This window comes from Rhodoferax sp. (genome assembly GCF_028688795.1).
Lineage (GTDB): Bacteria > Pseudomonadota > Gammaproteobacteria > Burkholderiales > Burkholderiaceae_C > Rhodoferax.
Genome location: NZ_JAQTXM010000025.1, coordinates 1 through 14,190, shown reverse-complemented (window position 1 = coordinate 14,190; position 14,190 = coordinate 1). Strand labels below are relative to the sequence as shown.

Genomic DNA, 14,190 nt, shown 5'->3' with positions numbered 1-14,190 from the left:
AAACCAAAAACTAGGAAGGGGCACCCACGGCGCCCTCACTTACAAAGCAAACAAACGGGAAATATCATTGAATAAGGCGATGGACATCATAAGTACCAAAATACCGATGCCGCCCCTTTGGAAACGCTCCATCCAAACCTCAGAGACAGGCTTGCCGGTCATCCCTTCCCAAAGATAATACATCAGGTGTCCCCCGTCTAAAACCGGCAAGGGAAGCAAGTTAAAGACACCCAGACTGACGCTGATCAGCGCCAAAAAAATCAAATATTGCGTCAAACCCAGACTGGCAGACTTGCCTGCGTAGTCAGCAATGGTCAGCGGGCCACTGATATTTTTAAGAGACGCCTCACCAATCAGCATCTTGCCCATCATCTTCAGCGTTAACACCGACACGTCCCAGGTTTTGACAGCGCCTTGCCAAAAGCCGTCCAGCACACCATAACGCACCGTGACCATTTCCGGACGAGCACCCACATAGGCGCCAATGCGACCGATGGTCAGTGCGCCTTCCGCCACCACTTGAGGTGCCACTGAAATATCATGAACCTGACCACTGCGAATCACTTGCCAAACTTGTACAACCGGCACCCCATTGGCACCAGACTGACGAATCATCTGCCGCAACTGCTGGCCATCAATGACGCGCTGACCATTCACGCTTCGCACGACGTCGCCATCCAACAGGCCGGCACGCGCTGCCGCACCATCGGCTACGGTCTGCCCTATCAATGGTTGACTAAAGGGCGCGATCACACCAATTTTGGCAAACAGTTGGGCATCTACTTCAGATCGCGGCAACCCGGAAACTTTCAGCACCACCTCACGCGCTTCAGAATTGGGCGATGCCAATACCAAGCGCACGTCATCGCCTTCAAGGCTGCCGCGGGTCAACGCCCAACGCACATCCTCAAAAGACCGAACTTCATCCAAATCCTGCTCATCAATCCCCACCTGCAGCACATGTTCACCACCAGTCACCCCAGCCTGGCTGGCCAAGGTTCCCGCGGCTGGCACACTCAACACAGCAGCCGGCAGTTCAACGCCCATCCAGTTCACGCAGGCATAGAGCAACACCGCCAGTCCCAGATTGGCCAGTGGCCCAGCCGCCACAATCGCCACGCGACTGCGCAGGGGCTGCGTGTTGAAAGCAAGGTGCCGCAGCGCAGGTTCGACCGGTTCCTCACGCTCGTCGAGCATCTTGACGTAGCCACCCAAGGGAAACAATGCCAAGACAAACTCGGTGCCAGATTTTTTTGACCGCCAACAGAAAAGTGGTTTTCCAAAACCAATTGAGAACCGCAGCACCTTCACCCCACGCGCCAAAGCCATGCGGTAATGCCCGTATTCATGCACCGCGATCAACAGGGCGATCGCCAGAATGAAGGCAGGCAGGGTCAGCATGGCAAAGTGTCCTGGGTCAAGGTTACATGCCCATGCGCGTCACGGCTGCGCGCGCTGCTGCACGAGACTGCGCATCAAGCGCCAGCAAATCTTCCAGGGAGTGGGGTGATGCCGGACTGATGGCAGCCAGCGTCGCGAGGTTCACACTGTGAATTTGATCAAACCGGATTCGACGATCAAGAAAAGCGTCCACCGCCACTTCGTTGGCTGCATTCAATACGGCGGTGCTACCGGGCGCAGCCTCAAGCACAGACCACGCAAGTGCAAGACCCGGAAAACGTTCGGCATGACCATGCGCCTGCAATGACTCAAACGAGAGGTCCGCCATGGACGTGAAATCAAGCGCTGACGCACCGGATGTCATCCGGTCCGGCCAGGACAACCCGTAGGCAATTGGCACCTTCATGTCAGGCGTACCCAGCTGGGCTATGACCGAGTTGTCACGGTACTGCACCATGGAATGAATGACGCTTTGTGGGTGAATCACTACCTCGATTTGCACAGGTGCCACACCAAAAAGATACCGCGCCTCAATCACCTCCAGCGCCTTGTTCATCATGGTGGCGGAATCCACAGAAATTTTCCGCCCCATGACCCAATTGGGATGGGCGCAAGCTTGATCAGGGGTGATGTCTGAAAAAGTTGCAGGGTCACGCCGTCGGAAAGGCCCGCCGGAAGCGGTCAAAATGATTTTGTGGATTTGCTCGGGCCAAAGCGACGCATCATCGGGCAAGGACTGAAACACAGCAGAGTGTTCGCTGTCAATGGGCAACAATTTAGCGCCACCAGAAATCACGGCCTGAAGAAAATACTCACCACCGACCACCAGTGCTTCCTTGTTGGCAAGTAACAAGCGTTTGCCTGCCCGCGCAGCAGCCAAACATGATGCCAGCCCTGCAGCGCCAACGATCGCAGCCATAACTGTGTCTACAAGCTCATGCTTCGCGATTTCGGTGATCGCATCAGCCCCGCTGAGCACATGCGTAGGAAGACCAAGCACCGCGCACTTTTGGGCCAAGTCACGTGCATGTGCAACGCTGGCCATCACCGCAAAAGCGGGCTTAAACTGGATACATTGAGCCAGCAATTTGTCAACTTGTGTTGCAGCGCTGAGCGCAAACACCTCAAAACGATCTGGATGACATGCCATTACCTCCAAGGTACTGACACCGATTGATCCGGTTGACCCCAAAATTGCGACGCGCTGCTTTTTCAAGCCACTTTGGTCAGACATGTTTGCCCTTACAAGGAATACAGCATCATCGCCAGAGGCAATGTTGGCAACAACGCATCGACCCGGTCCAACACACCACCGTGGCCGGGCAGTAAGCCACTGCTGTCTTTAATGCCTGCGCTGCGCTTAACCAGAGACTCAACCAAATCCCCCACCACACTCATGGCCGCCATGAAGATCGCCGCAACCATCAACAGCCACAGGCTTTTTTCACCCACATGGGTGTACAAGCTGGGCACCGTTGCGCCAGTCACCAGGTCTGTGGCACGCCAGACTAAGGCCAACAGCAGCACACCAGCCATGCCGCCCCAAACCCCCTCCCAACTCTTGCCGGGACTGATAGAGGCCGCGAGCTTGCTCCGACTCCAGCGCCCACCCCAAGTCCGACCGGCAAAATAGGCTGCGATATCGGCTGTCCAGACCAACGCCAAAACTGACAACAAAAAATTGGTGCCGATGACCTTGGCCTGGCCAACGGCCAACCAAGTCAATGACAAAGCCGCCACACCTAAAAACAAACGCAAATAGCGTGAGTGGGTGGCCCATGCAGCCACGCCGGCCCTCAAAATCAGAGCGCCTCCAAGAACCCAAGCCCCACCCACCATCAGCCACAAACGCGGCATGCTTTGCATAAGCCAACCTTGCCACCACATCAGGCCGCAAACTGCACAACACAACCCACCAGCCGCCAAGGCCACAGTCTGATTCCAGCCGTTTGCGCGCGCCCATTCCCAGCCGGCTGCACCGATAAAAAGGAGTGCCAATAGGCAAAACGGCCATGGTTCGCTATAAAACAAAGCAGGCAACAGCAGCAGTAATAACACCAGCGCAGTAATGATTCGTTGTTTGAGCATAGTTCTAATCAACCTACCCGCGTCGGCGTATTGACTAACTGGAGCTGATCGGACGTTTTGCCAAAACGCCTCTCGCGGCCAGCGTAAGACGCAATTGCAGCGGCAAGCGCAGCATCGTCAAAATCGGGCCACAACGTATCGACAAAAACAAATTCCGAATAGGCTGACTGCCACAACAAAAAATTGCTGATTCGCAGTTCCCCACCTGTGCGTATCACCAAGTCAGGGTCAGGCACATGTGCCAAAGCCATGGCTTGGCTCAAGTGCTGCTCAGTCGGCAAGATGCCCTGTGCAGCCAATTTGGCAGCAGCTTGGACGATGTCCCACCGACCACCGTAATTGAAACAAACATTGAGCACCAGCCGCGTGTTCAAAGCAGTAACGGCTTCGGCTTGCTGAATGCCTTTGAGCACACGCGTGGACAAGCCCTGTCGCTCCCCAATAAAACGAAGTTGCACACCATCAGCATTGAGTTGTGGCACCTCACGGGCAAGTGCGATGGCAAACAAATCCATCAGTCCTGAAACCTCGTCACTCGGACGCTTCCAGTTTTCCGACGAAAAGGCGAAGACAGTCAGAACCCGGACACCACGCGCGTCGCAGGCTTTGGCACAACGTTTCAGTGCATCCACGCCCACCTTGTGTCCGGCAATCCGAGGTAAAAACCGCTTGTTAGCCCACCGACCATTGCCGTCCATGACAATGGCAATGTGATACGGCACTCGCTGGACGGTCATGGCAAGCCTAGACCGCCATGATGTCTTGCTCTTTGCCAGCCACCAATTGGTCTATGGCCAGAATGTGTCTGTCCGTGACCTTTTGAATGTCAGCTTCGCAGCGCTTCAGGTCGTCTTCAGAAGCCAGCTTGTCTTTGTCCAGCTTCTTAAGCGACTCATTGGCATCCCGACGTAAATTACGAACAGCCACTTTGGCACTTTCGCCTTCATTTCGAACCAGTTTGGTCAACTCTTTTCGCCGCTCCTCAGACATAGGAGGCATCGGCACACGTATCAAGTCCCCCATCGACGATGGATTTAACCCCAAGTCACTGTCACGGATGGCTTTTTCGATCTTGGCACCCATGCCTTTTTCCCAAGGCTGAACGCTTACTGTGCGGGAATCAAGCAGCGAAACATTGGCCACTTGACTGATAGGTACCATGGCACCGTAGTAGTCCACGTGAACCGTGTCAAGAATGGCGGGATTAGCGCGCCCTGTGCGAATCTTGGTCAGGTTATGTTTGAAAGATTCGATCGACTGGTCCATCTTGGACTCAGTGTTGCGTTTTATATCAACAATTGGCATATTTTCTCCTCACACGGCGTTCAACCAGCCTCTTAAAAACAGAATTTTGGCACGCTCAAGCGTGCACCAACGTGCCTTCATCTTCACCCATCACGACTCGTTGCAGCGCACCATGTTTAAATATTGAAAAAACCTTAACAGGGAGCTTTTGATCACGACACAGCGCAAAAGCCGTGGCGTCCATGATGCCAAGATTCTGTGATATCGCATCATCAAAAGAGATTTTGCTGTACCGGGTCGCAGTTGGGTCTTTCTTCGGGTCAGCGCTGTACACGCCATCTACCTTAGTAGCTTTCAGAACGATCTCTGCACCAATTTCGGCACCACGCAAAGCCGCTGCGGTGTCTGTCGTGAAAAATGGATTGCCAGTACCAGCGGCAAAAATAACAACTTTACCCTCTTCGAGGTACTGCAAAGCTTTGGGTCGCACATAGGGTTCGACCACCTGCTCAATGGCAATGGCCGACATGACGCGAGCAGTCAAACCAGCCTTGTTCATGGTGTCACCCAAAGCCAAAGCATTCATGACAGTGGCCAACATACCCATGTAATCAGCTGTGGCCCGATCCATCCCAACAGAGCCACCCGCAACACCACGAAAAATGTTACCGCCACCAATCACAACCGCGACCTCGACACCCAGGCGCGTCACGGCAACGACCTCATCCACCATTCGAACGATGGTGTCGCGATTGATACCAAACTGGTCATCACCCATCAGGGCCTCGCCCGACAATTTCAGCAAAATTCGCTTATAGGCGGGCTTGGCGGTTGACATGTGAATCTCCTGATGTGGTTTGGTACAAGTCGGCATAAATGAGGCGAAATTCAGGCAGCTTGCTGGGCCGCAGCAACCTGCGCCGCCACCTCTGCCGCGAAGTCATCCACCTTCTTTTCAATGCCTTCACCCACCACATACAAGGTGAAAGACTTCACCGTGGTACTGGCAGCCTTGAGCATCTGCTCAACGGTTTGCTTGTCATTTTTCACAAATGACTGATTGAACAAAGAGACTTCCTTGAGGTATTTCTGCACGCCACCCTCGATGCGCTTGGCAACGATTTCAGCAGACTGGACTGGCTTGCCAGCAGCAGTAGCGACGGCCGCATCTTCTGCAGCCTTGGCAGCTGCCACCGAACGCTCACGTGCAACCAAATCAGACGGCACGTCGTCACTGGACAACGCGACTGGCTTCATGGCTGCCACATGCATGGCGACGTCCTTGGCCGCATTTGCATCACCTTCAAATTCGACAACAACACCAATGCGGGTGCCGTGCAAATAGGAAGCAATCTGCGCACCTGATGCGAAACGCTTGAATCGGCGAAAGCTCATGTTTTCACCAATCTTGCCAATCAACCCCTTACGAACATCCTCAAGCGTTGGTCCAAAACCGTCTTGCTCATACGGCAACCCGCCCAAGGCAACCACATCTGCTGGATCATTCTTCGCAACCAATTCAACCGCTGCGTTGGCAAACGCCAGAAAGCTGTCATTTTTAGTCACAAAGTCAGTTTCGCAGTTGACTTCAAGCAAAGCGCCCACATTACCACTGATGCTGCTGACTACAACGCCTTCAGCCGTGATACGACCTGCCGCCTTGCCCGCCTTGCTACCCAGCTTGACGCGCAGCAACTCTTCTGCTTTGGCCATGTCGCCTTCAGCCTCTGTCAAAGCGCGCTTGCACTCCATCATGGGGGCGTCAGTCTTGCCACGAAGTTCAGCCACCATGCTTGCGGTAATTGCAGCCATTTCTATTCTCCAGATTCAGTTCAGTTAATTAAAAATTTGATCAAAAAAAGGGGGCAACAAAGCCCCCTTTTTTGGGGAAACAGACAACTCAGGCTGTAGCCTCGTTGACTTCCACAAATTCATCAGCACTTTCAGCAGCCACAGCCTTCACGACATCGTCCATCGCGTTGGCACGGCCTTCAATGATCGCGTCTGCGATGCCACTAGCGTACAAAGCTACCGCCTTGGACGAGTCATCGTTACCGGGGATCACATACTCAATGCCTTCTGGCGAATGGTTGGTATCCACGACCGCAATCAGTGGAATGCCAAGCTTGCGCGCTTCAGCAATGGCGATTTTGTGGTAGCCAACGTCGATCACAAAAATAGCATCAGGCAACACAGCCATATCTTGAATACCGCCAATATCGCGCTCAAGCTTTGCCAGCTCGCGAGCAAACATCAACTGCTCTTTCTTGCTCATGCTATCCAGACCAGCTTCTTGCTGAATCTTCATATCTTTCAAGCGCTTGATCGAAGTCTTGACGGTCTTGAAGTTGGTCAGCATGCCGCCCAACCAACGCTGGTCAACATAAGGAACACCAGCGCGCTGAGCTTCAATTGCAATCGTTTCGCGGGCTTGGCGCTTGGTGCCAACCATCAGCACGGTACCGCGCTTGGCGGAAATTTGGCGCACAAATTTAGCAGCCTCCTGGAACATCGGCAACGATTTTTCCAGGTTGATGATGTGAATTTTGTTGCGATGGCCAAAAATGAAGGGGGCCATCTTGGGATTCCAGAAGCGCGTTTGGTGACCAAAATGGACGCCAGCTTCCAACATTTCTCGCATGGTAATTGCCATGAATAACTCCAAAGGTTAAGTCTAAAATCCAGCTCGTTTTGTAGCGACGCCCACGTATTTGGGGCTGGCACCACAACACCTTGATGAGACTGGTTTGCGTATGAACCCGACATCAACATGTTAACCATGCCTTTGTTAAGCTTTTCGAGTATAGCATTCGCGCCCAAGTTTCCTTCCCACCGCCTCGCACAGCAAGACTTCGCCCGAAAACTGAACCTCCGACGTTCTTTGGAGTTTGATTTTGAAAGATTTCAATTCCGCAGTCATCCCGTTGAATGATTAGACAGACAATGAAAGCCATGTCACCTGAACTCTCACAGAAGCTCGCCACTGCCGTTGACGGCATGCCGGCATTCCCTAAAAGTGTCCAGAAGATTCTGGAACTCACGCGGGATGTCAACTGCACACCAAGGGATTTGGTACAAGTGATCGACAAAGACCCTGTGGTCACCGTCAAAATTCTCAGGGTTGTCAATTCAGCCTATTACAGCCTGCCCAAGCAAATCACGTCTGTCAACCACGCTGTGGTGTACCTGGGCTTCAACACGATAAAAAACCTGGCGCTTAGCATTGCCGCCATAGGCATCTTGCCAAAACACAACGCTGCGGGTTTTGATGTTGACAATTACTTGTTGCATTCACTGTCTACCGCTGTCATAGCCAAACAACTGGCCACACACCTGGATGATGCAGACCCGATGGATAGTTTTATCGGCGGCCTTCTCCATGACTTCGGCAAGGTGGTCTGCGCCCAGTTCATGCCTGATGAATTCAGGCAGGCGCTGAAGATTTCCGAGACGGATGGCACATCGCTTCATGAAACCTTACAACGCACCCTGGGAACAGATCATGCCGTGATTGGGGCCATGCTGGTTGAAAAATGGCGGTTTGCGCCCAGCCTGATCGACACCATTGCACATCAATATAGAGCACCAGATCGACCCTCTGAACTTTTCGCCTGCGTTTTTACCGCAAATCAGATCAGCAAGAAACTCCGGTTTGGGTATGCAGGCAACCCCCTTGTTTATGAATTACCACCAACGGTTGCTCAAATCATGGGGGGGTCTCTTGACGAGGTGATTCTGACGGCCGGTGATTTGAATGCAGCATTTGAAGAAGCGAAGTTGTTTGCAAAAATTTGAGGTACCTGCATGAAAGTTAAATTCTGGGGCGTGCGTGGCTCCATTGCGTCCCCAGGACCATCCACGGTGCGCTACGGTGGCAACACCACCTGCATTGAAATTCGCACTGACCAGAATGAACTCATCATCATTGATGCGGGCACGGGCATATTTCCGCTGTCACAGTCGCTCATGGCCGAACTGCCTGTAACGGCGAATGTCTTGATCACCCATTCACACTGGGACCACATTCAAGGCTTGCCATTTTTCATCCCCAATTTCATCCCTGGGAACACCTTGAGGCTGCACGGCGCCTTCGATCCGGTGTCTGGCAGGGGCATTGAGCAAGTGATGTCGGTGCAATTGCAATACAGTTATTTCCCGGTGCGCGAAGCCGAGATGAAAGCACAAATTGAATACGTCACGTTGGTGCCAGAGCAAAGTATCCAAATCGGATCTGCCAAGGTCACGCCCTTTTTGATGAACCATCCGGTCGTGGACTTCGGCTACCGGATTGAGGCCGACGGCAAGTCCATTTTCTTCACCGGCGACCACGAACCACCGCTCAACATCTACGAGCCAAACGACCCTGACTTTGCCGAATATCAAAGCTTTGTTGATGAAAAATCGGCCAGCATCCTGCGCGCCATGGCGGGTGTCGATGTGCTGATTGCAGATTGCTCCTACACCTCTGCCGAATACATCTCAAAGAAAGGCTGGGGGCACGGCACTTTCCACTCCAGCATTGACTATGCCAAACATGCGGGCGCCAAGGTGTTGTATTGCACACACCATGAACCCACCCGCAGCGACGATGCGCTCGAAACCGTTTTTGCCCAAGTGTTGCAAGAACACCCCAAGCAAGCAGGTGACCCCGAGTACCGCTTGGCCAGAGAAGGCGAAAGCTACGAGTTCTAGACCGTGCAACGCATCCAACCAGGTTTAGAGCGGCATTTGCACAACGTTGCCGCAACACGCCAAATCGAGGCACTAGCGACCGCTACGCTGCCTTTACACGCGCTAATGCAACGCGCCGGTTTGGTCGTTGCGAAACTCGCCTTGGCAGTTGCACCACATGCACACCGTATCTGGATCGCCTGTGGTCCAGGCAACAATGGTGGCGACGGCCTGGAGGCGGCGATTCACCTGCACCACTGGGGCAAAGAGGCTATCGTGACTTGGCTGGGTCAGCCCGACCGTGCGCCACCTGATGCCTTGGCCGCTTACCAGCGCGCGGTGTCAGCGGGCGTGGCATTCAGCACGCAGGTGCCAACCAACATTCAACTGTGCATTGATGCGCTGCTCGGGATTGGTGCACATCTGGGTGAACCCAATGCTGACATGGGCAGCTGGATCGATCAAATGAATGGCAGCAATGTGCCCATTCTTGCCGTTGATGTCCCGAGTGGGCTCGACGCTGACACGGGTCAAATAACCCAGCGGCACATCAATGCCACGCATACCCTGAGCTTGTTGACACTCAAACCCGGCCTCTTCACCGCGCATGGCCGAGACGCAAGCGGCACCGTTTGGCTTGACGACTTGCAAGTCGCACCAAACATGCTGAAACGCATTGGCGCTAGCGCCAGACTACTGGCCCAACCAGCACCGGCACACAGAACCCACGCCAGCCACAAAGGTATTTTTGGCGATGTGGCCGTGATTGGCGGTGCGCCAGGAATGACTGGTGCGGCACTGCTGGCAGCCAACGCTGCCCTGCATGCAGGAGCTGGACGGGTTTTTGTCGGCTTGCTTGATGGCGGCAGCCTGAGCGTGGACATGACCCAGCCCGAACTCATGTTCAGGTCGGTAGATTCTTTGGACTTCAACACCAAGACCGTGGTGTGCGGGTGCGGCGGGGGCGATGCGGTCGCGTCGGTCATACCTAAGGCATTGTTGGCATCATCCGCCATGGTGCTTGATGCCGACGCTTTGAATTCAATAGCAGGCGATGTAGCCCTGCAGAAGCTTCTGGTAGCCCGCATCAACAGGGGTGCTGCGACCGTAATGACCCCGCATCCACTTGAGGCGGCACGCCTTTTGAATTGCACGTCCAACCAGGTGCAACAAGACCGGCTAGGCGCAGCCACCCGCTTGGCACAGCGGTTTGCATGCACCGTGGTGCTGAAAGGTTCAGGCACTGTGATTGCCGCACCAGACCAACTCACAGCCATCAACCCCACGGGTAATGCACGGTTGGCAACGGCGGGCACGGGAGATGTCCTGGCAGGCATGATCGGCTCAAAATTAGCTGCTGGGGCCTCTGCTTTTCAGGCGGCCTGCGATGCGGTTTACCAACATGGACAAATCGCCGATAGTTGGCCAGTAACGTCCATACTGACAGCTTCAAAGCTTGCGTCTCAGCCCCCAACAAGGTCGAGTATTAATTTAATTGATAGCTGCTTACGCTTATTTAATAAGGGCTAGAAGCCTATTTCTTATAAATTATCAGCCCCGACCCGCAAACGGCATCTGGGTCGCCATCACGGTATGAAACATCACGTTGGCCTCTAAAGGCAGGTTGGCCATGTACACGACGGACTGGCCCACGATGCCAACATCCATCACTGGTTCAACCATCGTGCTGCCATTGGCTTGCAGAATGCCTGTGCGCATGCGCTGGGTCATGTCCGTCGCGGCATTGCCAATGTCAATCTGACCCACCGCAATGTTGTACTTGCGGCCATCCAGCGAGGCCGTTTTTGTCAAGCCCGTGACCGCATGCTTGGTGGCCGTGTAGACGATCGAATTCGGACGCGGCGTGGTAGCTGAAATTGAGCCGTTGTTGATGATGCGTCCACCCATCGGCAGTTGCAGCTTCATGACCCGAAACGCCTGACGTAGGCACAAAAACATACCAGTCAAATTAACATCGACCACGCCCTGCCACTGCGCCAGCGTCAAATCCTCAAGTAGCACGCCGGGTGGCGAGCTGGTACCGGCATTGTTGAACAGCACATCAACACGGCCAAACTTCTGCAAGGCGGCATCAAACAACGCCACCACCGAGGCCTCCTGCGTCACATCGCTAGCCACTGCCAGGGCCCGTTCGGATGCAGCAGACAGCGCGGCCACATCCAGCAAAGGCTGCAACCGCCGTCCTGCCAGCACCACATGCCAGCCGTCAGCCAGCAAAGCCAGTGCTACGGATTTCCCAATACCAGTTCCTGCACCCGTGACCAAGGCGACTTTGATTGTTTTTGTCATGACGTTAGTGTGCTGAGGGTTTTGCAAAATCAACTGCGGCGACGCGGCTTGCGTGTCTTGTCTTTGGCCTTTGCCACTGGCGCCACTTTTGCCCCAGGCGTGCGCTTGCGCTCTCCGGTGCGGGGCAGAGGTTCGGCTATTTTTCGACTGCGCCGACCCGAATCTGCCACATTGGCAACGTCGTCAACCAGCTTTCGCTCAGTGGTTTCCCGCGACGGCTCGCGGTCTTTGGATGAGCGCGCGAGCAACCCATCGCCTTCTGGTAACAGATGAAAATCAATGCGCCGCCCATCCAGGTCAACACGGCTTACCTGCACTTGGACACGGGTGCCCAGCGCAAAACGAATTCCGGTGCGTTCGCCCCGCAATTCCTGACGCGCTTCGTCAAACCGGTAGTACTCACCACCCAGTTCTGTAATGTGCACCAGGCCTTCGACGTACATGGCATCAAGCGTGACAAAGATGCCAAAACTGGTGACAGCGCTGACCACGCCGCTGAATTCCTCACCCAAATGCTCACGCATGTACTTGCATTTGAGCCACGCCTCTACATCACGACTGGCTTCATCTGCCCGCCGTTCGTTGGCACTGCAATGCAGACCGGCGGCCTGCCAAGCCTGCATGTCAATGCTGAGCTTGCGAGGTTTTTGGCCTGGCTCAGCCACCTTGGATGCCAGATTTTTCTCCAACCGTTTGGACAGCTTGGCATGTGCTTCACCCGGCGTAGGCAAAATAGGCAACTCGTACTTGGCTTTCGCCAAAATGGCCTTGATGACCCGATGTACCAGCAGGTCAGGGTACCGCCGTATCGGACTGGTGAAATGGGTGTATGCCTCAAACGCCAAACCAAAGTGACCACTGTTCACTGGGGTGTAGATGGCTTGCTGCATGGAGCGCAACAACATGGTCTGTATCTGCTGTGCATCCGGACGATCCTTGGTGGCCTTCGCAATCGCCTGGAATTCAGCAGGTGACGGATCGTCGCTGATGCTAAGACCGACACCTGTAATCTTCAGGAAATTACGCAGAATCTCCTTTTTCTCCGGCGTGGGCCCTTCATGCACGCGGAACAGGCCGGCATGTTTGCTCTGAGCAATAAAGTCTGCGCTACACACATTGGCGGCCAACATGGCCTCTTCGATCAGCTTGTGCGCATCATTGCGTGTGCGCGGAACGATCTTTTCAATGTGGCCCGCTTCATCACAAACAATTTGCGTCTCTACTGTCTCGAAATCAACCGCACCTCGACGTTCGCGGGACTTGAGCAACGCACGATACACGTCGTGCAGGTTCATCAGATCAGTAATGCGGTCCTTGCGCTTCGTGGCTTCAGGGCCACGGGTATTGGCCAAAATAGCTGCAACTTCGGTGTAGGTAAAACGTGCATGACTGAACATGACGGCCGGGTAAAACTGGTAGGCGGACACTTCGCCGTCTTCAGTAACCATCATGTCGCACACCATGCACAGGCGCTCTACCTCGGGGTTAAGCGAGCACAGTCCGTTTGACAATTTTTCTGGCAACATGGGAATGACCCGGCGTGGAAAATACACGCTGGTGGCACGCTCATAGGCATCAATGTCAATGGCCGAGCCGTTTTCCACGTAGTGACTCACATCAGCAATGGCGACAAGCAAGCGCCATCCTGGGACGGCCGAGCGGCCTTTTCCGATTTTGACGGGCTCGCAGTACACAGCGTCGTCAAAGTCACGGGCATCTTCACCGTCAATGGTGACCAGCGCCACGTCGGTTAAGTCCACGCGCTGACGCTTGTCTTCTGGACGCACTTTGTCTGGAAGCGCCCTAGCTAAGGCAATGCAGGCTTCAGAAAACTCATGCGGCACGTCGTATTTGCGCACCGCGATTTCAATCTCCATGCCTGGATCATCCATTTCGCCAAGCACTTCCTTGACACGGCCCACGGGTTGCCCAAAGAGCGCAGGCGGCTCCGTCAACTCAACCACCACCACTTGGCCGGCTTTTGCCGCACCCGTGGCGGTCTTGGGAATCATCACATCCTGACCATAGCGCTTATCCTCTGGCGCCACGATCCAAATGCCACTTTCATGCAGCAGGCGGCCAATGATGACCTTGCTGTTGCGTTCAACAATTTCAACCACCCGGCCTTCTGGTCGCCCTTTACGGTCGCTGCGCACAATACGGGCCTTGACGCGATCCTTGTGTAGGACAGCTCGCATCTCATTGGGTGGCAAGTAAATATCTGCTTCACCATCATCCCGAATCACAAAACCGTGACCGTCACGATGCCCTTGAACTATTCCTTCAATTTCTTCCAGCAACAAGCTGGTTTGCTTACTATTCTTGATACAATGCCTTTCTTTCCTGAAATGCCCAGGTGGCGGAATTGGTAGACGCACTAGTTTCAGGTACTAGCGAGTAACTTCGTGGGGGTTCGAGTCCCTTCCTGGGCACCAATATAAATGAATTCCGGTTCATTTTTATGTCAGAAACCGG

The 14,190-nt window shown here is 54.2% G+C and carries 13 protein-coding genes and 1 tRNA gene; 4 read left to right on the top strand and 10 right to left on the bottom strand.

Annotated features, from left to right (window positions below):
- Positions 1-39: 39 nt before the first annotated feature.
- The 8 genes from rseP to rpsB form a co-directional block, all read right to left on the bottom strand.
- Positions 40-1,401 (bottom strand): RIP metalloprotease RseP, encoded by a 1,362-nt coding sequence (gene rseP, locus PHQ58_RS16955; RefSeq protein ID WP_300113097.1) that lies wholly within the window; start codon positions 1,399-1,401, stop codon positions 40-42.
- A gap of 22 nt (positions 1,402-1,423) precedes the next feature.
- Complete coding sequence (dxr, locus tag PHQ58_RS16950) at positions 1,424-2,635, bottom strand: 1-deoxy-D-xylulose-5-phosphate reductoisomerase (RefSeq protein WP_300113094.1); 1,212 nt, start codon at positions 2,633-2,635, stop codon at positions 1,424-1,426.
- 8 nt (positions 2,636-2,643) lie between these two features.
- Positions 2,644-3,489 (bottom strand): phosphatidate cytidylyltransferase, encoded by an 846-nt coding sequence (locus PHQ58_RS16945; protein ID WP_300113092.1) that lies wholly within the window; start codon positions 3,487-3,489, stop codon positions 2,644-2,646.
- A gap of 8 nt (positions 3,490-3,497) precedes the next feature.
- Positions 3,498-4,226: a polyprenyl diphosphate synthase gene (uppS, locus tag PHQ58_RS16940; protein ID WP_300113089.1), complete on the bottom strand. Its 729-nt coding sequence runs from the start codon at positions 4,224-4,226 to the stop codon at positions 3,498-3,500.
- Between the two features lie 7 nt (positions 4,227-4,233).
- Positions 4,234-4,794, bottom strand: a complete 561-nt coding sequence (gene frr, locus PHQ58_RS16935) for a ribosome recycling factor (RefSeq protein WP_300113086.1) — start codon at positions 4,792-4,794, stop codon at positions 4,234-4,236.
- A gap of 55 nt (positions 4,795-4,849) precedes the next feature.
- Positions 4,850-5,572, bottom strand: coding sequence for a UMP kinase (gene pyrH, locus PHQ58_RS16930; RefSeq protein WP_300113083.1), 723 nt, complete (start codon positions 5,570-5,572; stop codon positions 4,850-4,852).
- Between the two features lie 50 nt (positions 5,573-5,622).
- Positions 5,623-6,546, bottom strand: a complete 924-nt coding sequence (gene tsf, locus PHQ58_RS16925) for a translation elongation factor Ts (RefSeq protein ID WP_300113080.1) — start codon at positions 6,544-6,546, stop codon at positions 5,623-5,625.
- 88 nt (positions 6,547-6,634) lie between these two features.
- Positions 6,635-7,387 carry a 30S ribosomal protein S2 gene (gene rpsB, locus PHQ58_RS16920; protein ID WP_300113077.1) on the bottom strand — a complete coding sequence of 251 codons (753 nt, stop codon included), beginning with the start codon at positions 7,385-7,387 and terminating at the stop codon, positions 6,635-6,637.
- A 290-nt stretch (positions 7,388-7,677) separates the two neighbouring features.
- Here rpsB and PHQ58_RS16915 point away from each other — a divergent pair, with 290 nt between their 5' ends.
- Genes PHQ58_RS16915 through PHQ58_RS16905 form a run of 3 tightly spaced genes read left to right on the top strand, consistent with a single transcriptional unit; the run spans position 7,678 to position 10,935 of the window.
- On the top strand, positions 7,678-8,529 hold the full coding sequence (locus PHQ58_RS16915) for an HDOD domain-containing protein (RefSeq protein WP_300113074.1): 852 nt from the start codon (positions 7,678-7,680) through the stop codon (positions 8,527-8,529).
- Between the two features lie 9 nt (positions 8,530-8,538).
- Entirely contained in the window at positions 8,539-9,426 is an 888-nt protein-coding gene (locus PHQ58_RS16910) for an MBL fold metallo-hydrolase (protein WP_300113071.1), read from the top strand.
- A 3-nt stretch (positions 9,427-9,429) separates the two neighbouring features.
- A complete protein-coding gene (locus PHQ58_RS16905; RefSeq protein ID WP_300113068.1) occupies positions 9,430-10,935 on the top strand; it encodes an NAD(P)H-hydrate dehydratase in 1,506 nt (501 codons plus the stop codon).
- A 21-nt stretch (positions 10,936-10,956) separates the two neighbouring features.
- Here PHQ58_RS16905 and PHQ58_RS16900 read toward each other — a convergent pair whose 3' ends face one another.
- Entirely contained in the window at positions 10,957-11,715 is a 759-nt protein-coding gene (locus tag PHQ58_RS16900; protein WP_300113065.1) for an SDR family oxidoreductase, read from the bottom strand.
- A 29-nt stretch (positions 11,716-11,744) separates the two neighbouring features.
- Positions 11,745-14,042 carry a ribonuclease R gene (gene rnr, locus PHQ58_RS16895; RefSeq protein ID WP_300113283.1) on the bottom strand — a complete coding sequence of 766 codons (2,298 nt, stop codon included), beginning with the start codon at positions 14,040-14,042 and terminating at the stop codon, positions 11,745-11,747.
- 23 nt (positions 14,043-14,065) lie between these two features.
- On the opposite strand from rnr, the gene PHQ58_RS16890 reads away from it, so the two are divergent.
- Positions 14,066-14,150 (top strand) — tRNA-Leu (locus tag PHQ58_RS16890).
- Positions 14,151-14,190 lie beyond the last annotated feature (40 nt).